The organism is Terrabacter sp. MAHUQ-38 (assembly GCF_014518425.1).
Classification (GTDB): Bacteria; Actinomycetota; Actinomycetes; order Actinomycetales; family Dermatophilaceae; genus Terrabacter.
The window spans coordinates 199,453-222,538 of record NZ_JACVCU010000003.1; the positions used below are offsets into that span (position 1 = coordinate 199,453).

23 protein-coding genes are annotated in these 23,086 nt (G+C 72.8%); 4 read left to right on the forward strand and 19 right to left on the reverse strand.

The genetic code is table 11. The annotated features are described in order from the left end of the window. The first annotated feature begins 176 nt into the window (after nt 1–176). Entirely contained in the window at nt 177–1,418 is a 1,242-nt protein-coding gene (locus H9I49_RS12035) for a class I SAM-dependent methyltransferase (RefSeq protein ID WP_188030624.1), read from the forward strand. A 16-nt stretch (nt 1,419–1,434) separates the two neighbouring features. Here H9I49_RS12035 and H9I49_RS12040 read toward each other — a convergent pair whose 3' ends face one another. From H9I49_RS12040 to H9I49_RS12055, 4 genes are read right to left on the reverse strand one after another with little or no spacing between them, the layout of a single operon-like run. Next, the gene (locus tag H9I49_RS12040; RefSeq protein WP_188030625.1) at nt 1,435–1,932 is read right to left on the reverse strand and encodes an SRPBCC family protein; all 498 of its coding nucleotides are present in this window, start codon (nt 1,930–1,932) and stop codon (nt 1,435–1,437) included. Beyond that, nucleotides 1,929–2,258, reverse strand: a complete 330-nt coding sequence (locus H9I49_RS12045; RefSeq protein WP_188030626.1) for a helix-turn-helix transcriptional regulator — start codon at nt 2,256–2,258, stop codon at nt 1,929–1,931. The genes H9I49_RS12040 and H9I49_RS12045 overlap by 4 nt, the downstream gene beginning before the upstream one ends. A 59-nt stretch (nt 2,259–2,317) precedes the next feature. After that, entirely contained in the window at nt 2,318–3,139 is an 822-nt protein-coding gene (locus H9I49_RS12050; RefSeq protein ID WP_188030627.1) for a PfkB family carbohydrate kinase, read from the reverse strand. Further along, complete coding sequence (locus H9I49_RS12055; protein WP_188030628.1) at nt 3,139–4,128, reverse strand: nucleoside hydrolase; 990 nt, start codon at nt 4,126–4,128, stop codon at nt 3,139–3,141. The genes H9I49_RS12050 and H9I49_RS12055 overlap by 1 nt, the downstream gene beginning before the upstream one ends. Before the next feature lie 122 nt (nt 4,129–4,250). Between H9I49_RS12055 and H9I49_RS12060 the strand changes: the two genes are divergently transcribed. Further along, nucleotides 4,251–5,576 (forward strand): glycoside hydrolase family 3 protein, encoded by a 1,326-nt coding sequence (locus tag H9I49_RS12060; RefSeq protein WP_188030629.1) that lies wholly within the window; start codon nt 4,251–4,253, stop codon nt 5,574–5,576. Between the two features lie 127 nt (nt 5,577–5,703). On the opposite strand, the gene tsaD is transcribed toward H9I49_RS12060, so the two are convergent. From tsaD to glmS, 9 genes are all read right to left on the reverse strand, one after another. After that, nucleotides 5,704–6,750, reverse strand: coding sequence for a tRNA (adenosine(37)-N6)-threonylcarbamoyltransferase complex transferase subunit TsaD (tsaD, locus tag H9I49_RS12065; RefSeq protein WP_188030630.1), 1,047 nt, complete (start codon nt 6,748–6,750; stop codon nt 5,704–5,706). After that, nucleotides 6,747–7,250 (reverse strand): ribosomal protein S18-alanine N-acetyltransferase, encoded by a 504-nt coding sequence (gene rimI, locus H9I49_RS12070; RefSeq protein WP_188030631.1) that lies wholly within the window; start codon nt 7,248–7,250, stop codon nt 6,747–6,749. Before rimI ends, tsaD begins: the two co-directional genes overlap by 4 nt. Next, on the reverse strand, nt 7,247–8,014 hold the full coding sequence (gene tsaB, locus H9I49_RS12075) for a tRNA (adenosine(37)-N6)-threonylcarbamoyltransferase complex dimerization subunit type 1 TsaB (RefSeq protein WP_370587546.1): 768 nt from the start codon (nt 8,012–8,014) through the stop codon (nt 7,247–7,249). The genes rimI and tsaB overlap by 4 nt, the downstream gene beginning before the upstream one ends. A gap of 77 nt (nt 8,015–8,091) precedes the next feature. After that, nucleotides 8,092–8,556: a tRNA (adenosine(37)-N6)-threonylcarbamoyltransferase complex ATPase subunit type 1 TsaE gene (gene tsaE, locus H9I49_RS12080; RefSeq protein WP_188030632.1), complete on the reverse strand. Its 465-nt coding sequence runs from the start codon at nt 8,554–8,556 to the stop codon at nt 8,092–8,094. Between the two features lie 6 nt (nt 8,557–8,562). Further along, the gene (locus tag H9I49_RS12085) at nt 8,563–9,813 is read right to left on the reverse strand and encodes an alpha/beta fold hydrolase (RefSeq protein ID WP_188030633.1); all 1,251 of its coding nucleotides are present in this window, start codon (nt 9,811–9,813) and stop codon (nt 8,563–8,565) included. Then, nucleotides 9,810–11,069 carry an alanine racemase gene (alr, locus tag H9I49_RS12090; RefSeq protein WP_188030634.1) on the reverse strand — a complete coding sequence of 420 codons (1,260 nt, stop codon included), beginning with the start codon at nt 11,067–11,069 and terminating at the stop codon, nt 9,810–9,812. Before alr ends, H9I49_RS12085 begins: the two co-directional genes overlap by 4 nt. A 68-nt stretch (nt 11,070–11,137) precedes the next feature. Further along, nucleotides 11,138–12,754, reverse strand: a complete 1,617-nt coding sequence (locus tag H9I49_RS12095; RefSeq protein ID WP_188030635.1) for a bifunctional ADP-dependent NAD(P)H-hydrate dehydratase/NAD(P)H-hydrate epimerase — start codon at nt 12,752–12,754, stop codon at nt 11,138–11,140. Then, complete coding sequence (locus H9I49_RS12100) at nt 12,754–13,104, reverse strand: holo-ACP synthase (RefSeq protein WP_188030636.1); 351 nt, start codon at nt 13,102–13,104, stop codon at nt 12,754–12,756. Before H9I49_RS12100 ends, H9I49_RS12095 begins: the two co-directional genes overlap by 1 nt. Before the next feature lies 1 nt (nt 13,105). Continuing rightward, a complete protein-coding gene (glmS, locus tag H9I49_RS12105; protein WP_188030637.1) occupies nt 13,106–14,965 on the reverse strand; it encodes a glutamine--fructose-6-phosphate transaminase (isomerizing) in 1,860 nt (619 codons plus the stop codon). Between the two features lie 63 nt (nt 14,966–15,028). On the opposite strand from glmS, the gene coaA reads away from it, so the two are divergent. Then, nucleotides 15,029–16,057, forward strand: a complete 1,029-nt coding sequence (gene coaA / locus H9I49_RS12110) for a type I pantothenate kinase (RefSeq protein WP_223128651.1) — start codon at nt 15,029–15,031, stop codon at nt 16,055–16,057. A 42-nt stretch (nt 16,058–16,099) separates the two neighbouring features. On the opposite strand, the gene H9I49_RS12115 is transcribed toward coaA, so the two are convergent. The 6 genes from H9I49_RS12115 to H9I49_RS12140 form a co-directional block, all read right to left on the reverse strand. Next, nucleotides 16,100–16,768: a hypothetical protein gene (locus H9I49_RS12115; RefSeq protein WP_370587547.1), complete on the reverse strand. Its 669-nt coding sequence runs from the start codon at nt 16,766–16,768 to the stop codon at nt 16,100–16,102. A 540-nt stretch (nt 16,769–17,308) separates the two neighbouring features. Then, on the reverse strand, nt 17,309–18,544 hold the full coding sequence (locus H9I49_RS12120; RefSeq protein WP_370587589.1) for a PhoH family protein: 1,236 nt from the start codon (nt 18,542–18,544) through the stop codon (nt 17,309–17,311). Between the two features lie 513 nt (nt 18,545–19,057). After that, nucleotides 19,058–19,387: a hypothetical protein gene (locus tag H9I49_RS12125; RefSeq protein ID WP_188030640.1), complete on the reverse strand. Its 330-nt coding sequence runs from the start codon at nt 19,385–19,387 to the stop codon at nt 19,058–19,060. Continuing rightward, entirely contained in the window at nt 19,384–20,055 is a 672-nt protein-coding gene (locus H9I49_RS12130; protein ID WP_188030641.1) for a hypothetical protein, read from the reverse strand. The genes H9I49_RS12125 and H9I49_RS12130 overlap by 4 nt, the downstream gene beginning before the upstream one ends. 145 nt (nt 20,056–20,200) lie before the next feature. Next, nucleotides 20,201–21,181 carry a hypothetical protein gene (locus tag H9I49_RS12135; RefSeq protein ID WP_188030642.1) on the reverse strand — a complete coding sequence of 327 codons (981 nt, stop codon included), beginning with the start codon at nt 21,179–21,181 and terminating at the stop codon, nt 20,201–20,203. Between the two features lie 185 nt (nt 21,182–21,366). Further along, nucleotides 21,367–22,128: an isoprenyl transferase gene (locus H9I49_RS12140; protein WP_188030643.1), complete on the reverse strand. Its 762-nt coding sequence runs from the start codon at nt 22,126–22,128 to the stop codon at nt 21,367–21,369. 213 nt (nt 22,129–22,341) lie between these two features. On the opposite strand from H9I49_RS12140, the gene H9I49_RS12145 reads away from it, so the two are divergent. Beyond that, on the forward strand, nt 22,342–23,052 hold the full coding sequence (locus H9I49_RS12145; RefSeq protein ID WP_188030644.1) for a hemolysin III family protein: 711 nt from the start codon (nt 22,342–22,344) through the stop codon (nt 23,050–23,052). Nucleotides 23,053–23,086: the final 34 nt, after the last annotated feature.

Consider the following 23,086-nt stretch of genomic DNA (forward strand, 5'->3'; position numbering starts at 1 on the left):
GGGCTCATCGAGGCTGGCCGCCGTCGCGGGGGTCGACCGCCCTCGAGGAGGGGTGCTGGCACTTTCAGGTCGAGAGTGCCAACAAGAGGAAATCTAGGTTTGGAGTTAGCACTCGGTCAAGTCGAGTGCCAGATCCGGCGCGTCACGCCTCGACGCGGCGCTGGCAGGATGGGGCCATGGACGCCGCCATGGTCGACCGCCTCTCGGACGGCGAGGGCTGGGCGTTGCTCCGGTCGCTCCCGCCGTACGACGAGCGGGCGTCGCTCACCCTGCAGGGGCGGCTGCGTGAGGCAGGCTACGACGCCGAGCTCGTCGCCGCCGCGATGACCCAGTCGCGGCTGCGCTCGCGCGGCGTCGAGAAGTTCGGCGAGTTCGCGGCCGGGATGCTCTTCACGGCCGACGGGCTCGAGCAGTCCACCCGCCTCGCCATCGCTGCACGCCACGCCCACCGGTATGCCGCAGCGGGGGTCCGCGACGTCTACGACCTCGGCTGCGGACTCGGGGCCGACGCGATGGCCTTCGCCGGCCTCGACCTCACGGTGCACGCCGTCGACGCCGACGCGGCGACGGCCCGGGTCGCCGCGGTCAACCTCAGGCACTGGCCGTCGGCCCGGGTGACCCACGCGCTGGCCGAGGACGTCGTCCTCCCGCAGGGCGAGGGCCGCCGCCACCTCGGCCTGTGGCTCGACCCGGCGCGGCGCGTCAGCGGTGTCGCCGACGTGCGCGGCCGGACGAAGCGCGTCTTCTCGCTCGACGCCATCTCGCCCTCGTGGTCCCAGGTGCTGGCCTTCGCCGACGACGTGCCGGCGACGGGCGCGAAGCTCTCCCCCTCATTTCCCCACGGATCCGTGCCGCGGGGCGCCGAGGCCCAGTGGACCTCGTGGTACGGCGAGGTGCTCGAGTGCGCCGTGTGGTGGGGCCCGCTCGTCACCACCGCGGGACGCACGGCGGCGATGTGCACCGAGACCTCGACGACGGTCGTGACGGAGGCCGACGCGGCCGACGGCGCCCGGTCGCCCGCGCTCGGGTCGGTGCACGAGGTGAGCGAGTGGCTCTACGAGCCGGATCGCGCTGTGATCCGGGCCGGCCTGACGGGCGCGCTCGTCGCGGCGGTCGACGGCGCCGAGCTGGCGCCGGGCGTCGGTTACGTGACGAGCGCCGGGTCTCGCGACCTGCCGTGGGCCCGTCGGTTCCGCGTCGTCGAGGCGATGCCGCTGTCGACCAAGCGCCTGGCCCGTTGGCTGCGAGACCACGGCCACGACCGGGTGACGGTCAAGAAGCGAGGCGTCACGGTCGACGCCGACGTTCTGCGCCGCCTGCTGAAGATGACCGGACGCGGGCGCGGCGGGTCAGAGGCGACGCTCGTGCTGACGCGCATCGGAGGCAGCCAGGTCGCCCTCGTCGTCACTCCGGCCTGAGTGCGGGAGCGCCGGGTCAGAGTCCGTGAAGAGCCTCGGCGTAGCGCGCATGCAACGCGTTCCACGTCGTGTCCCAGTCGGGCGCCTGGATGCCGTCGACGTGGGCGTCGAGCGAGCGCACGTACGCGTCCCAGCCGGCGACATACCCCGCCGCCTGTCGGGGCGTGAGACGTGTGTGACGCAGGACGAGGCGCGAGCCCTCACCGTCGGTGGCGAACTCGGCCGTGACGACGGTCGCGACCTCCGCGATCGGCCATTCCCAGACGAGCCGTTCGGGCGCGTTGCACGAGACGACGCGGCACGGCGGGGTGTCGCCGTCGCCGAAGTGGATCGTGAAGTCGCCGCCCGGGCGGAGCTGGCCACTGACCGGCGCGAACCAGCGCGCGAGCCGCCCGGGGTCGGTGCAGGCCTGCCAGAGGTCGTCCCGACCGGTTGCGTAGTGCCGGTCGAAGACGACGGTCACGCCGTCCGCCGCGCGCTCGATCCGGCCGAGCACCTGCGTCAGCTCGCTCATCCCTGCTCCTGTCGTCGGGCCCGCGCCCCGCGGGCGATCTCGGTGTCGAGCGCGTCGAGGCGCTGCCCCCAGAAGGAGCGGACGTCGCGGCACCACTGCTCGACCTCGTCGAGGGCGGCGGGCGCGAGCCGGTAGACGCGACGCTGCCCGACGGGCTGCACCTCCACGAGGCCCGCCTCGCGCAGCACGCGCAAGTGGCGTGAGGTGCCGGGGCGTGCCGTGTCGAAGAGCGCGGCGACCTCTCCCGCCGTCAGCTCGTCGCGCGCGAGGTGCTCCACGATCGCACGTCGTGTCGGGTCGGTGAGCGCCTCCCAGGTGCCACTCATCCTCTGAGCGTAACCGGTTAGTTACGTAACTGCCAAGGTACGCGTGGTGCCGGGTCTCGTCACAGGGCTGCGTCGGGTTGTGCGCCGACCCAGCGGACCGCCGCCGAGCCTGCGGCGTTCGCCGCCTCGAGGGCTGCCTGCGTGTCCGCACCCGAGGCGAGCGCCGCGGCGAGCGCGCCGCAGAACGCGTCGCCCGCACCGACCGTGTCGCCGACCTCGCGGGCAGCGACCGGAATGCCGTCCACGCCGTGCGGCCCCCAGCGCGCTCCCGCTGCACCGAAGGTCACGAGCAGCGACTCCGGGATGAGGTCGGAGTCGGCCAGCTGTCGCATCTCCGACTCGTTGACGACGACCGGGTCGGCGAGCGCGATGACGTCGGGCGGCAGGACGGCATACGGCGCGAGGTTGAGCACGACGCGCGCTCCGGCCGCGTGGGCACGCCGGGCCACGTGGCAGACCGCGTCGAGGTCGACCTCGAGCGAGATCAGCACGACGTCGCCCGCTGCGGCTCCGAGGTCGAGGGGTTCGGGCCACAGCCGGGCGTTGGCCCCGGCGACGACGATGATGGAGTTCTCCCCGGCCTCGTCGACGGTGATCAGGGCCGTACCGGTGGGGTCCTCGGGACGGTGCTGCACGCGCGGCTCGATGCCGGCGCGTTCGAGGCGGGCGACGTAGGCGCTCCCGGCCTCGTCGGTGCCGACCGCCGCCACCATCGTCACCTCGGCACCGGCGCGTCGGGCGGCCATGGCCTGGTTGCCACCCTTGCCGCCCGCGAACCGGCCACCGGCCTCACCGAGCACCGTCTCCCCCGGGGCAGGGTGTCGCTCGACCCTCGTGACGACATCGACGTTGAGCGACCCGACGACGATGACGCGGCCCATCAGCGCCTCCCCACTCGGCCGAGCAGGGTGTCCACCCAGAGCCGGGCATAGCGCTCGCCGTCCACCCCGAGCGCGACGTCGATCCGCACCGGCGCCTCGCCGTGCGGGTCGTGCTGGATCGCACCGCTCCAGTCACGACGGTCGACGATGGTGCGGCCGCGCGACCAGGCGCCCGCGAGCTCGACGCGCAGTGGCAGCGTCTCCGTGCGCAGCACGGCGCGGTCGATGACGGCGCAGACGGCGCCCGCGTCGCCGATCGTCGCGACCTCGCCACCGAGGCGCTCGCGCTGGAAGTCCATGAGCCGCCCGCCGAGCTCGGCGGGGCCGCGGCCCCCGACGGCCACGAGCTCGGCGGCCTCGGCCCTGCCCACCGCCGGCGCGTAGAAGACGTCGAGGCCGTACATCGTCACGGGGATGCCGAGGTCGGCAGCGGCGTCGAGCGTGATCGCGGCCGCCTCGGGGTCATGGAAGATGTTGAACTCGGCCGAGGCCGTCGCGTTGCCCACGTCGGCGGCGCCGCCCATGAAGACGATCTCGGAGATCCCCGCCGCGACGTCCGGATGCGTGCGGAGCAGCAGCGCGATGTTCGTCAGCGGCGCGAGTGGCACGAGCGTCACCGGGCGGCCCTCGGTGACAGCCGCACGGCATACGTCCCGGAGCAGCTCGACGCCGTGGCGGGGGTCAGGCGTCGACGTGGGGGCCGGCCAGCCGAGGTCGCCGAGGCCATCCTCGCCGTGGACGTGGCGGGCGTGGACGGGCGACTCGAGCAGCGGCCGCTCGGCGCCCCGCGCGACGGGCACGTCCGTGCGGCCGGCGGTCTCGAGGACGAGCAGCGTGTTGCGCACGACGTCGTCGACGGGGGCGTTGCCGCCGACGCACGACACGGCGCGCAGGTCGACAGCGGGATGCAGGGCGGCGAGCAGCAGGGCGCACGCGTCGTCGACACCGGTGTCGACGTCGAGCACGACGGGGATGGGTTCGGTCGTCACACGCGGCAACGTACCGGCTCTGCGCGCCGGCGGGGGCACCCCGGCCGGCCGAGGGCGCCCGGCTAGCGTCCGGCCGCCCCCGGGCCCATCCGGCGCCGAGACACGCGGGATAGGCTCGAACGATGCGCCAGAGCCTGACCCGACGCCACCACCCCACGCGGGTCCGGTGGGCCGTCGTCGCGGCCGTCGCCGTGTCACTCACGGCCGCGTGCTCCACGGTCCCGGGCCCCACGGCGACCACGCCCGGCACCTCGTCGACCGCGTCGACACGGTCGGCGCCGTCGACAGCCTCTGCTCCGCCGCTCAGCGGGTCGAGCTCGACCAGCACGGAGCCGAGCGGTACCCCGACCAGCACGGGAACGCCGACGCCCACCGGCACGGCCACCGCGCCGACGTCGTGCGCGTCGCGAATCGTCGCCGGGATGGACGCCGACGAGCGCGCCGGCCAGCTGCTCATGGTCGGGCTCGACAACGGTGCGAGCCGCACGAGCCTCGACCGGCTCGTCGCGCGGCGGCACCTCGGCGGGGTCATCCTCCTCGGCGGCTGGGCCCGCGGCGCCGAGCGGGTGCGCGCGACGACCCGCCACCTCGAGGCACTCGCATCGCAGGAGGACACCGCCGGTCTGGGACTTCTCATCGCGGCGGACCAGGAGGGGGGTGCTGTGCAGCAGCTGCGTGGCGAGGGCTTCAGCCGTATGCCGTCGGCCCGCGTCCAGAACCGCGACACCCCGGCCGACCTCACCGCCGACGCGACCCGCTGGGCACGCCAGCTGCAGACCGCCGGCATCAACGTCAACCTCGCCCCGGTCGCCGACACCGTGCCGAGCTCGATCGGCACCGCCAACGGACCCATCGGACAGTACGACCGGCAGTACTCCAGCGACCCGGTCCGCAACGCGACGATGGTCCGCGCCTTCATCGCGGGCATGCACGCCGGGCGGATCGCCTCGACCATCAAGCACTTCCCGGGCATCGGCCGCATCACCGGCAACACCGACGTCACGGCGCGTGGCATCACCGACCGCACCACGACGACGACCGACCCCTACCTCGCCCCCTTCCGCGCCGGGATCGAGGACGACGTCGACCTCGTCATGGTCGGCTCCGCGAAGTACAGCCGCATCGACCCGGGCGTCAACGCGCTCTTCTCGAAGGCCGTCGTGACGGACCTGTTGCGCGGCCGGCTCTCGTACCGCGGGGTCGTCATCACCGACGACGTCGGCGCCGCCAAGGCGGTGGCCGACGTGCCCACCGGGGAGCGTGCGACGCGGTTCATCGAGGCAGGCGGCGACATCACCCTGACCGCTCGCCCGTCGACGGTGCCGATCATGCACGACGCCATCACGCAGGCCATGGACGACGACCCGGCGTTCGCCGAGCGCGTCGAGCAGTCGGCGACCCGCGTCGTCGACCTCAAGCTGCGCATGGGACTGGCCCACTGCGGCTGATCCGTGGACAGACGGACCGCCACGAGCGCGTGGCACCACGTGCACGGCTGCTGCCGTATGCCGGTTCGGGGCGGTCCGTCGGTCCGGCTCGGGCCCGCGCCTGTTCGGGCTGCGACGCAGCGGCCCGCTACGCCTGGACCAGGGTCACCGGCATCGAGGAGTCGGTGGGCAGCCCGAGGTCGCTCGGCTCGCGCCCCTTGGCCACCATCTGCGCCCCGAGGGCCGCGACCATGGCCCCGTTGTCGGTGCACAGACCCGGCCGCGGCACCCGCAGGACGACGCCTGCCTTGGCGCAGCGTTCCTCGGCGAGCGCCCGGAGCCGAGAGTTCGCGGCCACCCCGCCTCCGATGAGCAGGTGCTCCACATCGTGCTCCTTGCAGGCGAGGAGCGCCTTGCGGGTCAGGACGTCGACGACGGCCTCCTGGAAGCTCGCGGCGACGTCGGCGACGGGCACGTTCTCCCCGGCGCGCTGGCGCAGCTCGACCCAGCGCGACACCGCGGTCTTCAGGCCCGAGAACGAGAAGTCGAACCGGTGCCGCTCGAGGTCACGGCCGGTCGTGAGTCCGCGCGGGAAGTCGATCGCCAGCCGGTTGCCTTCTCGCGCAGCGCGATCCACGTGCGGTCCGCCCGGAAAAGGCAGGCCGAGCACCCGCGCGACCTTGTCGAAGGCCTCGCCCGCCGCATCGTCCATGGTGGCGCCGAGCGACCGGACGTCGTTGGTCACGTCGGGGACGAGCAACAGCGACGAGTGGCCGCCGGACACGAGCATCGCCATGGTCGGCTCGGGCAGCGGGCCGTGCTCGACGATGTCGACGGCGACGTGCGAGGCGAGGTGGTTCACGCCGTAGATCGGCTTGCCGAGGGCGAGGGCGAGGGCCTTGGCAGAAGCGACACCGACGAGCAGCGCGCCGGCGAGCCCAGGACCGGACGTCACGGAGATGGCGTCGAGGTCGCGGAGGGAGACGCCGGCCTCGCGGCAGGCGCGGTCGATCGTCGGCACCATCGCCTCGAGATGGGCCCGGCTCGCGACCTCCGGGACGACCCCGCCGAAACGGGCGTGCTCGTCGACGCTGCTCGCGACGGTGTCGACGAGCAGCGTCTGGCCGCGGACGATGCCGACACCGGTCTCGTCGCACGACGTCTCGATGCCGAGGACGAGCGGCTCGTCGCTCATGCGTCTCCCTTCGTGAGCAGGAGGCGCATGACGAGGGCGTCGACGTCTCCCGGCTGGTAGTAGCGGCGGCGCACCGAGATGACCTCGAAGCCCGCCCGGTCGTAGAGCCGGCGGGCGGCCTCGTTGTCGGCACGCACCTCGAGGAGCAAGGCCTCGACGCCGCGGCCCACGGCCCTGCGGACGAGCTCGTCGAGCAGGACACGGCCCGTACCGCGGCCCTGCTGGGCCGGGGCGGTCGCGATGGTCATGACGTCGGCCACGTCCCCCGAGACGTCGAGCCCGGCATACCCGGCGATGGTCCCGCCGGGGGTCACTGCGACGACGTAGTCACGGCGGGGCCGGCTGGCGAGCTCGCTCCACCACGTCGCCTCCGACCACGCGTCGTCGGCGAAGAGCTGCTGCTCCAGAGCGGCGAGGTGGGCGAGGTCGGTCCACTGGAGGTCGCGGAGCGTGACGCCGTGCGCGCCCGTGGGCTGGCTGGGGGTCGTGGCCACCGTCATCCGAGGGTCGACTTCGTGGTCGGCGCGGCCGGTGAGACGTCGGGCCGGCGAAGATACAACGGCTCGAGCCCGTCGAACCCGCGGCCCGGCTCGGTCCACTGGAGCGTCCCGTCGAGGTCGGGCGACGTCGTGTCCGCGAGGCGGCGTACCGCGAGGTCGGCGAGGGCGGCGCCGCTGACGTCGAGGAGCTCGATGCCGTGAGGCAACGCGTCACCGTAGAGCGCCGGTCCGCGACCCGCCGTGGGCAGCGCCCGCAGCTCGTCCGGCAGGTCGGCGGCCCGCGACACCGTGGGCTCGGCCGTGCGGCGCGCGCCGGCGTCGCCCAGGGCGTACGCCGCGGTGTAGACCTCCTTGCGGCGTGCGTCGGTCGCCACGAGCAGGTCTCCCCGGCGGCCCGCGAGCCACGCCTGGTGGGCGACCGCGTCGAGACTCGTCAGGCCACGTACCGGGATGCCGAGGGCGAAAGCGAAAGTGCGGGCCGTGACGATGCCCACGCGCAGGCCGGTGAACGGCCCGGGCCCGATGCCGACGACGACGTCCGTCACGTCACCGGGCCCCGCAGAGACGGTTGCGAGGGCGGCCCCGATGCCCGGCGCCAGGTGCTCGGCGTGGGCGCGTGCGTCGAGGGTTGTCGTCTCGGCGACCACGCCCGAGCCGTCGTGCAGGCCGACGGTGATGGCAGTCGTCGAGGTGTCGATCGCGAGCAGCAGCACGAGCGTCAGGCTATCCGAGCACGCGACGCGGGCTGCCAGCGCGCCAGTCACGCCCCGGCTGCGTTCGCGCGCCCATCGGAGCCCAACCCAGCGCGCCAGTCACGCCCCGGCTGACTTCGCGCGCCCCTTCATGCTGCGGGGGCGAGTGCGTCCAGCACGCCCGCCCAGCGGTCACCGACACCGACGAGCCGGGCGGTGCGCACGTCGTCGCCGGTGATGGTCAGCTCGAGCCGGTCCTCGCTCAGCTGCTCGGCGAGGCCGGCGCCCCACTCGACGACGGTGACGCTCGCGTCGAGGTCGGCGTCGAGGTCGAGGTCGTCGAGCTCGAGGGCGCTCCCCAGACGGTAGGCGTCGACGTGGACGAGATCAGGGCCGCCGACGAGCGACGGGTGCACACGGGCGATGACGAACGTCGGCGAGGTGATCGGGCCGCGCACCCCGAGTCCCTCGGCGATGCCCTGGGTCAGGGTCGTCTTGCCGGCGCCGAGGTCGCCCGTGAGCACGAGCACGTCGCCACCGCGCAGCAGCGCCCCGAGCCGCCGGCCGAAGTCCTGGGTGTCGTCCCTGGTGTCCCACCGGACCTCACGCTCCACGCCGCCTCACGCTCCCCTGGTGCGGGCCGGCTTGCCCCGCCCGGAGCGCATGAGCTCGGCGGCCTCCTTCTCGAGGCGGCGCTGGCGGCGGTTCTTGGCCACATCGGTCACGATCCGGCGCACGCGGGGCTGCTTCGAGACCTCGATCTGCTCGGCCCTGGCCCGCGTCGACTGGTCGACGAGCTGGACCAGATGGGCGTTCAGCAGCTCCGGGTGCTCGAGCATGATGACGTGGCCGGCGTCGTTGACGACGACGTGCTCGGCACCGGGGATGCCCTCGACGATGAGCTCGCTGTGCGACGGCGGCGTGAGGACGTCCTCGCGGCCGTTGAAGACGAGGACCATCGAGTGGCGGAACTCGAGCAGCGCCGGCCGCTTGTCGAAGCCGTCGAACGTCAGGAGGTAGTCGTTGACGACGTCGAGGGGCGTGCTGAGCAGGATGTCGGCGGTGTAGCGCACGACCGACCGGGGCACGGGCGAGGCGAAGGAGTTCTGCTCGACGAGGAAGTACTCCAGGTCGCGGGCGACCCGCCTCATCCTGCTGAACAGCTCGGGTCGGTTGCTGAGCGAGCCCAGGACACCGGGGCCGAGGCGCTCGAGCAGGAGACGGCCGAAGGTCGCGACGCGTCCGCCGTTGGCGAGCATGAGCCCGCCGGGGCTCGTCGCCACGAACGCTGCTCCGACGACACGGTCGACCACGAGGCGCGGCTCGTGCTCACCCAGCGCGAGCATCGTCATGCCACCCATGGAGTGGCCGACGAGGACGAGGTCGCCCTCGGGGACGACCTCGGTGATGACCGTGAGGAGGTCCTTGCCGAGCCGGTCGATCGTGTAGCTGTCCTTGTGCCCGCGGGTCGACCGGCCGTGGCCGCGCTGGTCCCACGACACGACGCGGTAGCCGGCGGCCTTGAGTGCGCGCCTCTGGTAGACCCAGCACCGCAGGCTGAGGCAGTAGCCGTGGGTGAGCACGACGGTCGGCAGCTCATCGCGGCGCCCGTGCCGGGTCGCGCCCTGCGCCGCGGCAGCCGCGGCATCCGGCGACGGGAGGTCGACCTCGACATGGAGCGCTACCCCGTCGTCGGTGAGCAGGACGTGCTCCTCGTCGGCGGTGATGTCGAGCAGCTCCGGCGTCTCGAGGGCCTCCATGGCGGCCCGGTGCCTGCCGGCCCGGTCGGCCGCGATGCCGGCGGCGACGGCACCGGCGACACCGAGGGTCGCGGCGGCGATGCCGATGACGGGGTTGCGGCGCGGGCTCATGCGCCGGCGCCCTGGCGGTCGACCTCGCCCGCTCCGCCGGAGTGCAGCCGGGGCACGCGCGCGCCGAGCCGCGTGACGATCTCGTAGCTGATCGTGTCTGTGGCATCGGCCCAGTCCTGCGCGGTCGGCTCGCCCGGGGCGCCACCGAAGAGGGTCACGACGTCGCCGGCCGCCGCTGTCGACCCCGGCCCGAGGTCGACGACGAGCTGGTCCATGCACACCCGGCCCGCGATCGCGGTGCGGCGCCCACCGACGAGGAGCGGACCCACGTTGGTCGCGTTGCGCGGGATGCCGTCGGCGTAGCCGGCAGGCACGAGGCCGACGACCGTGTCGACGTCGGTGACGTATGCATGGCCGTAGCTGATGCCCTGCCCCGCGGGGAGCCGCTTGACCAGGGCGAGCCGGGCGCGGACGGTCATGACCGGCCGCAGGCCGAAGTCGTCGTCGACCTGCGGGACCGGGGTCAGGCCGTACATCGCGATGCCGGGACGCACGAGGTCGGCGTGCGCGCTCGGGTGCAGGAGAGTCGCGGCGGAGTTGGCGAGGTGTCGCACCTCGGGGCGGCAGCCCTCGCGCTCGGCCTCGCTGACGGCCTCGAAGAAGCGCTCCTGCTGCGCGAGCACGGTCGGGTGATCCGGCGCGTCGGCGTGGGCGAAGTGGGTCCAGATGCCGACGACGGTGATCGCGCCCTCGGCCTCGAGCGGACGGGCGTGGCGCACGAGGTCCACCCAGTCCTGCCCGTAGGCACCGCCGCGGCCGAGGCCGGTGTCGACCTTCAGGTGCACCCGCGCTATGCGCCCGAGCGACCGTGCAGCAGCCGCGACCTCGTCGAGGACCCACGTCGCGGACGCGGACAGGTCGATGTCGCGCGCGATCGCGCCGGCGAAGTCCGAGCCGGGCACGCTCAGCCAGGTGAGCAGCCGCTCGGTGATTCCCGCGTCACGCAGGGCGAAGGCCTCGGCGAACTGCGCGACGCCGAGCCACGTGGCTCCGCCGCGCAGCGCCGCTCGCGCCACCGGGAGCAGGCCGTGCCCGTAGGCGTCGGCCTTGACGACGGCCATGAACGCCGAGGTGGGCGCGAGCGCGCGGAGCGTGCGGACGTTGGCCTCGAGGGCCGTGAGGTCGATCTCGGCCCACACCGTCGTGCCGCGGGTGTCCGGCCGAGTGTCCGGCAGAGTTTGCGGCGAGGGCCCGGAGCCCTCCGCTGACCTGGGCAGGGTGGTCCGTTCGGCGTCTGTGGCGTCGATCTGGCTCATCAGTGCAGTCTCGCAGTTCGTGTGGGTCGTCCGGGTGCAGGGCCTCGCGCGCGACGCGGCCGCACGGTTCAGCCGGGCGCCGACCGCCCCCGGGCGAGCAGGTCACGCACCGTCGGCCGTATGCCGTGTGCCACCGCCAGAGCCCGCAGCGGGCCACCGCCGGAGGCGCGGTCGGCGGCAACCCCGTGCACGAGGGCACCGAGGGCGGCGGCGTCGTGCGGGGCGCATCCGGCCGCCAGCAGGGTGCCGATGACGCCGGCCAGGACGTCACCGGAGCCGGCGGTGGCGAGCCACGGCGGGGCGTCGGCCTGCGAGCGCACCGGTTCGCCGTCGGTGACGACGAGCGTCGTGGCGCCCTTGAGGAGCACGGTGGCGCCGGTGAGGGCGACGAGGCGGCGCGCGTGCCCGAGGGGGTCGGCCGTGACGTCGTCGGCCGTGACGTCGTCGGCCGAGACCTCGTGGTCGGGGCCGCTCCCGGCGTCAGCGGGACTGATGACGGGACTTCCGCCGTCGTCCAGGCTCACCGAGGCGCTGGAATCGCCCGAGGCACCGTCATCCGTCCCCGCGGACGGGCTCGCCAGACGGGTCAGGAGCCGGGCGAGCTCGCCCGCGTGGGGGGTCAGCACCGTCGGTGCCTCACGCCGGCCCTCGACGAGGGCCAGCCCCCCGGCGTCCACGACGACGGGGAGGTCGCTCGCGAGCGCGGCGCGGGCGGTCTCGAGCTGGGCACGTGCCCGGTCGTCGTCCGCCTCGGTGTCGAGCCCTGGCCCGACGACCCACGCCTGGACGCGTCCGTCGCCCACGACGGCCTCGGGCACGGCCTGGTGCACGAGGGCGACGGGCGTCGGCGTGCCGACGTAGCGGACCATCCCGACGCCGGACTCGGCAGCGGCGGTCGTGCACAGCACCGCGGCACCCGGGTAGGCCTCGCTGCCGGCGACGACGCCCAGCACACCTCGGGAGTACTTGTCGTCGCCTCGGCCCGGCACCGGCCAGAGGTCCGCGACGTCGTCCCACGTCAGCCGCTCGACGGCGGCGGGGACGTCGTCGACGTCGAGCCCGATGTCGACGACGGTGAGCCGACCGGTGGCCGCCTCCCCCGCCGGCAGGAGGTGCACGGGCTTGGGCGTGCCGAACGTGACGGTCTCGTCGGCCCACACGGCGTCGTCCTCACCGTCCTCGCCTGCGGGGTCCAGCCCGCTCGCGAGGTCGACCGCGATGACCCACGCGTCGTCGTCGACGGCGTCGACGAGCTTGGCGGCCTCAGGGCGCAGGCCAGGTCGTCCGCCGATGCCGACGATCCCGTCGAGCACGACGTCCGCCTCGGCGACGACGTGCGTCGCCGCGTCGGGGTCGTCGCTCGCGACGTGGACCATGACGCCGGCGGCCTCGGCCGCGTCGAGTCCCGCGGCATGCACGCCGTCGCGGCCCGACGTGGGCACCAGCACCACGGCGCAGGCGAAGCCCGACTCGGCGAGGTGGGCGACGGCATACAGGGTGTCGCCCCCGTTCGCGCCGGCGCCGACGAGCCCGACGACCGTCGCGCCCTCGGTGTCGGTGAGTCGCGCGATGGCCACCTCGGCGAGACCACGGGCGGCGCGCGCCATGAGCTCGCCCTCGGGGAGGCCCGACATGGCGGCGGCCTCGGCGGCCCGGACGGCGTCGACGGAGTGGGCGCGGATCATCAGCCCTCCGCGACGACGACGGCCGACGCGATGCCCGCATCATGCGACATGGACAGGTGGAACGAGTCGACGCCGAGGTCGCTGGCGCGAGCCAGGACCGTGCCGCCGATCTCGAGCGACGGGCGTCCGTCGCCGTTCGTCACGACGCGCGCGTCGGTCCACTCCATGCCGCCCGGGGCCCCGAGCGACTTGGCGAGCGCCTCCTTGGCGGCGAAGCGGGCCGCGAGCGAGGCGATGCCGTGGCCGCGCTCCTCGGGGGTGAAGAGCCGCTCGCGCAACGCGGGCGTGCGCTCGAGGGTCTCCTCGAAACGCGCTATGTCGACGACGTCGATCCCGACCCCGACGATCACGTCACTCGACCGTGACCGACTTGGCGAGGTTGCGCGGCTGGTCGACGTCGAGGCCCTTGGCCGTGGAGAGCCACAGCGCGAAGACCTGCAGCGGTACGACGGTGAGCAGCGGGGCGAGGAGCGGGGACGTCGCGGGCACCCGGATCACCTCGTCGGCGAACGGCTCGACGGCCTCGTCGCCCTCCTCGGCGATGACGAGCGTGCGGGCGCCGCGGGCTCGGATCTCCTGGATGTTGCTGACGACCTTGCCGTGCAGGCCGTGCTCGCTCGTCGGCGAGGGCACGACGACGAAGACCGGCTGGCCCGGCTCGATGAGCGCGATCGGGCCGTGCTTGAGCTCGCCGGCGGCGAAGCCTTCGGCGTGGATGTACGCGAGCTCCTTGAGCTTGAGCGCACCCTCCATCGCGACGGGGTAGCCGACGTGACGCCCGAGGAAGAGGACCGAGCGGGTGTCGGCCATGAACTTCGCGATCTCCTTGACGCGGCCCATCTGCGCGAGCAGCGTCTCGATCTTGGCCGGGACGCCGGCAAGCTCCTTCATGACCGACTGCGCGTCGTCGGCGAACGAGCCGCCACGCAGCTGCGCGAGGTAGAGACCCAGGACGTAGCTCGCGGTGATCTGGGCCAGGAAGGCCTTGGTCGAGGCGACGGCGATCTCGGGGCCGGCGTGCGTGTAGAGCACGGCGTCGGACTCGCGCGGGATGGTCGAGCCGTGCGTGTTGCAGATCGAGATCGTCAGCGCGCCGAGCTCGCGGGCGTGCTTGACGGCCATCAGGGTGTCCATGGTCTCGCCCGACTGGCTGATCGAGACCACGAGGGTCCGCTCGTTGACGATCGGGTCGCAGTAGCGGAACTCGTGTGCGAGCGAGACCTCGACGGGGATGCGGGTCCAGTGCTCGATGGCGTACTTCGCGGTCATGCCGGCGTAGGCGGCCGTGCCGCAGGCCACGATCGTGATCCGGTCGACGTTCCTGAGCTGCTCCTCGGAGATCCGCAGCTCGTCGAGGATGAGCCGGCCCTCGGGGTCGGTGCGCCCGAGGAGCGTGTCGCGAACGGCGTGGGGCTGGTCGTTGATCTCCTTCTCCATGAACGTCGCGTAGCCGCCCTTCTCGGCGGCCGCCGCGTCCCACGTCACCTCGTACGCCTTGCCCTCCGCGGGCGTGCCGTCGAAGTTGACGACGGTGGCTCCCTCAGGCGTGATCGTGACGATCTGGTCCTGCGCGAGCTCGAGCGCGTGGCGCGTGTGGCCGATGAAGGCCGCGACGTCGGAGCCGAGGTAGTTGGCGTTCTCGCCGAGGCCCACGACGAGCGGGCTGTTGCGCCGGGCGCCGACGACGACGTCCGGCTGGTCGGCGTGGATGGCGAGGAGCGTGAACGCGCCCTCGAGGTCGGCGACGACGGCGCGCATCGCGGTGGTGAGGTCACGGTGCTGCTCGTAGGCGGCGGCGACGAGGTGGGCGACGACCTCGGTGTCGGTCTCGCTCGCGAACTCGACGCCGTCCGCTAGCAGGCCCTGCTTCAGGGCGTGGAAGTTCTCGATGATGCCGTTGTGGATGAGGGCGAGCTTGCCGTCCTTCCCACCGCGGTGCGGGTGGGCGTTCTGGTCGGTGGGGCCGCCGTGGGTGGCCCAGCGGGTGTGGCCGATACCGGTCGTGGAGGCCGGCAGCGGGCGTGCCTCGAGCTCCGCCGTGAGGTTGGCGAGCTTGCCCGACTTCTTGCGGGTCTCCACGTGGTCTCCGTCGAGGAGCGCCACGCCGGCGGAGTCGTAGCCGCGGTACTCGAGACGGGCCAGACCCTCCATGACGACGTCGAGCGCCGTGCCGTCGTTCGTCGTGCCGACGTATCCAACGATTCCACACATGTGCACCAGCGTAGGGGACCGCGCGAGGGCCCAACGCCACCCCCGGCCCAGGCGTCCGCCACAATGGCCGATGTGTCGGAGCGCGCGTCGGAGACAACCCCCGGGACCGGCGTGACCGGCGTGACCGGCGGTACCGGCACCAACGGGAACGGTTCGGCGATCCCGTCGCCCTACGTCGAGTTCGACCGGGCTGCCTGGTCGCGCCTGCGCGAGAACCAGCCGCTCAACCTCGACGACGCCGACCTCACCCGGTTGCGTGGCCTCGGCGACCGCGTCGACCTCAACGAGGTCGAGGAGGTCTACCTCCCCCTCTCGCGCCTGCTCAACTTCTACGTGGGCGCGACCGCGCAGCTGCACCAGGTGACGAGCGACTTCCTCGGCGAGCGTCCGGCCAAGACACCCTTCGTCATCGGGGTCGCGGGCTCCGTCGCGGTGGGCAAGTCCACGACGGCCCGCATCCTGCGCGAGATGCTCGCGCGCTGGCCCGACACGCCGCGCGTCGCGCTGGTCACGACCGACGGCTTCCTGTGGCCCAACGCCGAGCTCGAGCGTCGGGGGCTCCTGCAACGCAAGGGTTTTCCCGAGTCCTACGACCGCAGGGCGCTGCTGCGGTTCGTCGCGGAGATCAAGTCGGGCAAAGAGGAGGTGACCGCCCCCGTCTACTCGCACCTGACCTACGACATCGTCCCGGGTGAGCGCATCGTCGTGCGTCAGCCCGACGTGCTCATCGTCGAGGGCCTCAACGTGCTGCAGGCGCCCGAGGTCCACCCGGTGCGCGGCACGGGCCTGGCGGTCAGCGACTTCTTCGACTTCTCCGTCTACGTCGACGCGTGGGTCGACGACATCCGCACGTGGTACGTCGAGCGCTTCCTCCGGCTGCGTGAGACGGCGTTCTCCGACCCCGACTCGTACTTCCACCGGTATGCCGTGCTGTCCGACGACGAGGCCGTCGCCACGGCGAACCGGATCTGGCGCGAGATCAACGGCCCGAACCTCGTCGAGAACATCCTCCCGACGCGGTCCCGCGCGAGCCTCGTCCTGTCCAAGGGCGACAACCACGAGGTCCGCCGCGTGCGACTGCGCAAGATCTAGACGCCGCGGGCCGGCCCGCCCGCGGCCGTGAGCCCCCGTGCGTCAGTACCAGTGGGGCGAGCGGGCCTGCCAGGTCGACCAGGCGTTGCACGGGTTGCCGTAGGACATCTTGATGTACCAGAGGCCCCACTTGATCTGCGTGATCGGGTTGGTGCGGTAGTCGGAGCCGAACGTCGCCATCTTGCGCGCCGGGAGCGACTGCGGGATGCCGTACGCGCCGGAGCTGGAGTTCTCCGCCCACCAGCGCCAGTCGCTCTCACCCGTCCAGAGGTTGACGAGGCAGTTGTACTGCGCGTCGCTCGTCCAACCCTGGTCGGCCATGAGGACGCGCGCGGCGGCCTGCGGGTCCTCCTTGGCGTTGTCGATGGCGCGCTGGCGCTCCCGCTCGCGCTCCGCCTGCTCGGCGGCCTCGCGGGCCTCCTCGGCCTTGCGCGCGGCCTCCTTCTTCTTCTTGACCTCGAGCTCCTTGGCGGTGCGCAGGCCGGTCGCGGCGATCGCGGTGCGCCGCTCGTTGCGTGAGACGGACGCTGCGGCGCGGTAGGTCGTGTCGACGGTCGTCGCTCGGGCGAGCTCGTCGGTCTGCGCGACCACGCCGGAGCCCACGACGAACGCCGCGGCGTCGGCGCCGATGAGGTTCGTGGCCTTGGCGTAGGCGAAGCCGGATGCACCGAGCCCCAGGGCGAGGGTACTGGCGAGGATGGGGCGGCCCACGCGCCGCTTTCGCGTGGAGGGTGTCTCGTGCCGGTGACTGCGGCGGGTGACGGGCGGGTGGGCGGACGTCTCGTCCGAGGGCACCTGGTTCGAGGCCCGCGGGACCGCCGGCGCCGTGTGCCCGCTCTGCGCGGGACGCTCCGGTTGCGAACGACCGCCGCGCCCGGTGGAGCCGGCGCGCTTCGAGCTCGGAGCGGTCGAGGGGGCCGGGGCGTTGCGGTGCCGGCCTTCATACCGTGCCATGAACTGACGTCACGCCTTCCTGGTCTCGGGGCAGTGCCGGGCGCGACCGGCCGCGGGCGCAGGCCCGACGACGGGTGGCCCGACGTGTGTGGAGGGGATCGCCGGCCCGCAGCGCTCGCACCCCGAGGCGAGCGTTACCGATCCGAGATCTTTGGCCCCCACCGTGCCAGCCGACCACCCGAAGGGGCAAATCGGTGTCCACCGGGCGGGAGCCGGGAGGGTGGGCCAGCGTGGGACCCAGCGCACAGCGTCCCCGAGATCGCTGCTCGGGGACGCTGTGCGTGTGCGTGACTCAGGTCACATGTCGATTCCTTCGAGCATGTCGGTGACGAGCGCCGCGATGGGGCTGCGCTCGCTGCGGGTCAGCGTCACGTGGGCGAAGAGCGGGTGCCCCTTGAGCTTCTCGATGACGGCGGCCACGCCGTCGTGCCGGCCGACCCGGAGGTTGTCACGCTGGGCGACGTCGTGGGTCAGCACGACCTTGGAGTTCTGGCCGATGCGCGAGAGGACCGTGAGGAGCACGTTGCGCTCGAGCGACTGGGCCTCGTCGACGATGACGAACGCGTCGTGGAGGGAGCGTCCGCGGATATGGGTCAGCGGGAGCACCTCGAGCAGCCCGCGGTCCATGACCTCCTCGACGACCTCGGTGGAGACGAGCGCGCCGAGAGTGTCGAAGACCGCCTGGCCCCACGGGTTCATCTTCTCCTGCTCGGTGCCGGGCAGGTAGCCGAGCTCCTGGCCACCGACGGCGAAGAGCGGGCGGAAGACGAGGACCTTGCGCTGGATACGCCGCTCCATGACCGACTCGAGGCCCGCGCAGAGAGCGAGCGCCGACTTGCCGGTGCCCGCCCGGCCACCGAGGCTGACGATGCCGACGTCGGGGTCGAGGAGCAGGTCGAGCGCGATGCGCTGCTCGGCGCTGCGGCCGTGCAGGCCGAACGCGTCGCGGTCGCCGCGCACGAGCCGGATCTGCTTGTCGGCGCCGACCCGCCCCAGACCGCTTCCCCGCGGCGAGAGCAGGACGAGACCCGTGTGGCAGGGCAGCTCGGCGGCGCCGGCGTGCTCGACCCGGCCACGGTCGTAGAGCTGGTCGAGCTCGTCGGTGCTGACCTCGAGCTCCTGCAGGCCGGTCCAGCCTGAGTCGATGCCCTGCTCGTGGCGGTACTCCTCCGCTTCGAGGCCGCACGCCGACGCCTTGACGCGCATCGGCAGGTCCTTGCTCACGATGGTCACCTCGGAGCCCTCGTTGGCGAGGTTCTTGGCCACGGAGAGGATGCGGGTGTCGTTGTCGCCGAGACGGAAGCCCGCCGGCAACGCCGAGGGGTCGGTGTGATTCAGCTCGACGCGCAGCGTCCCGCCGCTGGTGCCCACGCCCACCGGGCGGTCGAGCCGGCCCTCGCTGACCCGCAGGTCATCGAGCAGGCGCAGCGCCTGCCGGGCGAAGTAGCCGAGCTCGGGGTGGTGCCGCTTGCCCTCGAGCTCGGTGACGACGACGACCGGCAGGACGACCTCGTGCTCCGCGAAGCGGAGCATGGCCCGAGGGTCGGACAGCAGCACCGACGTGTCGAGGACGTACGTCTTGTGCTGCGGTGGGGGTTTGCGCGCGGTGCTGCGCGCAGTGGTGCGTGTGGTGGCGCGTGTGGAGGCCGCGGCCGGCTTGGTGGTCGTGCTGGCGGGGTCCGTGACCGGACGAGTCGTACGTGCCATGTGCCACTCCCTACGCGGCGCGCTCTGCGCGCCTTACTCGCTCCCGAGATGCCGGGCGGTGACCACCAGAGGGTGGCGCAGTGCCCGGCCCTCCGTACTGAGCGACAGCTCCATAGGTGGGCCTCCTGGCAGCGAGGGACGGGTGTCCTCCGCTGCCTCCGACGGTACGGCTCCGTGACCTGCCCGACGTGCATTCCGCGGTCGTGTCGCGCAAGTGTTACGCGCCGGTCATGCCGCGTACGACAGCCGTGCGCCGGCGCGCCACTGCGACAGCACGAAGCCACCCGCACACGGGTGGCTCGGTGCTGTGCGGGTGGCTCGGGCAGTGCGGGTGGCTCTTCAGGTCCAGGGCGAACGGCCCATGATCCGGACGTACTCGCGCTTCCAGCGCCACCGGGCCGCGGCGATCGCCATGCCGATGACCCCGAGGCCGCCGAAGACCGCGAGGATGAGGAACGCGACTCCCATGGCGCCCTCGGCCCCCTGGTCGGCGCCCTTCTTCACCATGAAGAAGAAGATGACGCCGACGACGGTGAACGCGAGGAAGAACAGGCCCATGAGGATCGGCTCGCGGATCTTCAGGGTGAGCAGTCCACGCTCCTGGCTGACGTACGCGAAGGGCTCCTTCGGCGGGGTGGGCTCGGTCGGGCGCGGGGCGGGGGTGCTCATGCGTTGACCGCCTCGGCGTAGAGGGCCGACACGGCACCTTGCAGGCCGCCCCCGTCGACGACGCCACCCGTGCCCGTGCCGGGACCCGCGACGTCGGCGAGCGCCTCGAAGCCGGAGCCGGATCGGCGGATCGCGAGGTTGCTGCTGCCGTCGAGCGTCTGCACCTCGAGGAACACGCCCGCCTCCGGGTTGGCGGCGAACCGCTCCCGCACGAGACCGGTGACGAGGGCGCCGGTGTCGCCGTCGCGCTCGCCGAGGCGGATGAACCACGACGCGAGCTGGCGCGGCTGCATCAGGGCGATGACGGTGTCGGACTCGACGAGGATCGCGAAGTCGAGCTGGCTGACGTTCTCGCCGACGAGACCGATGCGCGTCCAGCGCGTGGCCGCGCCGACGGCGTACTCGACCAGGGCTGCGTTGGAGCGTGTCTCGCCCGACCCGTCGTCCTTGACGGTGAACCAGCCGCGCGAGGCGAGGCTGGAGGCACCCGCGAGCAGGGCCGCGTCCTCGGCGGCGCGGGGGTCGAGCATGAGCAGGCGCCGCGAGCGCTCCCCCGCGGGCGTCTCGTGCCGGGACAGGAGGTACGCGAGCTCGGCGGCTCCCAGTCCGAAGACCTCGTCGGGCAGCTCGAAGGCCTCGAGCGGGGTGCCCTTCATCGGGTCAGCCATGGTTCTCCTCGGTCGTTGTCGATCGGGTGGTTCGTCATAGAGCGCGGTCCTGCGTCGTGCCGCGGGCCCACGGTGTCATGGGGGTGCTCGTCGTCCCAACGATGCCCGGCGTCCGGGGGTTTCGCCTCCCGGGGCGGGAGGTCGGTCAGAACGGCCATGCGGCGTCGGCGATGTCGCCCACGGTGTCGGCGGCGTCGGAGGCGAAGTCGCCGACCGCGTCGGCGGCGTCGGAGGTGAAGTCACCCACGGCGTCGGCGGCGTCCGACGTGAAGGACGTGATGTTGTCCCAGTTGTCGTAGACGAGCTGCCCGACGGCCATGCCGCCCGCGGCGATGCCGCAGACGACGTCGACGGGCGGGGGAGTCAGGAGTGCCGCGGCGCCGAGCCCGGTCATGACGCTGTCGTAGCCGGCTCGGCCGTAGTTGCCCTCGGAGATGTCGTTGGCGACGGTGAAGCCACCGAAGGCGACGCCGATGGGACCCAGCGCCTTGCCGACGGTGCCGAGCGTGCGGGCGAGGGTGCCGCCCTCGGCGATCGAGGGCATGAAGCGCGACAGCGTGCCCCAGTTCTTGGGGTTGAGGGCGTCGCCGAACTCCGCCAGACGCCCGGTGCCCCACGCGTTCTTCAGGTTGGCGAAGAGCCCCGTCGCGCGGTCCCAGCTGCCGAGGTTGGAGAGGAAGTTGCGGATCTTCATCCCGGTGCCGAAGAGCCCGACCGCGGTGCCGAGGCCCTTGATGGGGGTCCACAGCGACTTGAGGAAGTCGTAGCCGGGGATGCCGCCGTCGTCGCCTCCGCGACCGGAGCCACCCGGGCCACCGGACCCACCCGGACCTCCGCCGGAACCGGAGCCTCCCTGGCCGCTCGTCGTGTCCTGCTGGCCGGCGTTGCGGCGCAGGGCCTCGGCGAGCCTGCCGAGGTCGGTGCCGAACTGCGTCAGCTGCGCCTCCACCGGCGGCCAGCGGTCCATGAGGTGGTCGAGGTCGCCGCCTCCCCACTGCCCGCGGAGGGCGTGGACCGCGCGACTCGCCTCACCCTTGAGGGTCTCGCACTCGCGCGCGTGGCCGGTGATGCGCTCGGCGGAGGCCCGCAGCGCAACCGGGTCGGCGCCCTTCTTGTAGATCGCCATCTGTCGTCTGCTCCCCTGACGTCGTCGCCGTGTGCATGTGCCCTGTGGGTGGCCGTGTCCGTGGTTCCGTGGGCCCGCCCGGCGGGTGACCCGGTGGCGGCCCACCCGCAACCTACGCAACCCGACCGAAGACGGACAATGGGGAGCACTCCCCACGGCCCGTCGTGTGCTGTCCGAGGCGGGTCTCAGCCGCCGAAGCGCCGGTGCCGACCGGCATACGCCCGGAGCGCTCGGAGGAAGTCCACGTGCCGGAAGTCGGGCCAGTACGCCTCGCAGAAGTAGAACTCCGACGTCGCGCTCTGCCAGAGCAGGAAGCCGCCCAGGCGCTGCTCGCCCGACGTACGGATGACGAGGTCCGGGTCGGGTTGGCCCTTCGTGTAGAGGTGCCCGGCGATGTCCTCGACGGTGAGGCCGGCCGCGATCTGCTCGATCGACTCACCGGCCGCCGCTCGCTCGAGGAGCAGGTCGCGTACGGCGTCCGCGATCTCGCGCCGGCCGCCGTAGCCGACGGCGACGTTGACGGTCATCCCCCGGGTGTCCGTGGTGCGCTCGGCGGACTCGCGCAGGCTCGCGGCCGTCTCGGGCGGCAGCAGGTCGAGGGCGCCGACGATCTTGAGGTGCCAACGGCCGGCGTCCGCGAGGTCGGCCACGGCCGTCTCGATGATCTTGAGGAGGGGTGCGAGCTCCTCCTGGGCGCGACGCAGGTTGTCGGTGGAGAGCAGCCAGAGGGTGACGTACTCGACGCCGGCCTCGCTGCACCACTCGAGGAGCTCCTCGATCTTGTCGGCGCCGGCCTGGTGGCCGCTCGCCGTGCCGGCGCCACGCGCGCGGGCCCAGCGGCGGTTGCCGTCGAGCATGACGGCGACGTGGCGCGGGAGGGACTCCCGGGGCAGATCCTTGAGGACCCGGCGCTCGTACGCGCCGTAGACCACATCGCGCCACCCCACGGAGGCCTCCTCGTCGACTGGATCGGATCGCGGTCAGTGCAGGGCAGCCCCGTGGGCCGCCGTCCCACCGTACCCCTCACGGGCCAGGCGTCCCGGGCGGTCGTGGGGCGTACCCGCGAGAGTGTCGTGAAGGACCTGTGAAGTCCCCCGGAGAGCGGCGAGCCAAGAACCTACTGCTCCGTAACCTACGGTTGCGTAGGTTACACTCGGCCCATGAGCACCACACCGGAGCAGACCCCCGAGGGCTCGACGACCGGGCCGGTCGCCGACCTCGTCGCCATCGTCAAGCCCCGCCTGCGCGGCTGGCTGCACCTCGGCATGTTCCCCGTCGCCCTCGTCGGCGGGCTCATCCTCGTGCTGCTGTCCGACCCGGGCCCCGTGCGCACGGCCTCGACCGTCTTCACGATCACTGCGGCGCTGCTCTTCGGTGTCTCGGCGGTCTACCACCGCGGCACCTGGGGCCCGAAGATGTCAGCGCTGCTCAAGCGCTTCGACCACTCGAACATCTACCTCATCATCGCCGGCACGTACACCCCGTTCGCGGTGACGCTGCTGCCGGCCGGGCAGGCGCGTCTGCTGCTCATCCTCATCTGGGGAGGCGCCGTCGCCGGCGTGCTCTTCCGCATCTTCTGGGTCGGCGCCCCGCGCTGGCTCTACACGGCGCTCTACCTCGCGCTGGGTTGGACCGCGGTCTTCTACGTCGTGCCGTTCTGGCGCGAGGGCGGCCCGCTGATCGGCTCTCTCATCGGCCTGGGCGGCCTGTTCTACACGGCCGGTGGCATCGTCTACGGCACCAAGAAGCCCAACCCGTGGCCCAGGTGGTTCGGGTTCCACGAGGTCTTCCACGCCTTCACGCTCGGCGGCTTCGCGACGCACTTCGCCGCCGTCACCCTCGCGGTGATCGGCTACCGCGCCGCCATCTGAGTCCTCCGCCCGGGGCGTATGCCGTCGGCCGGGC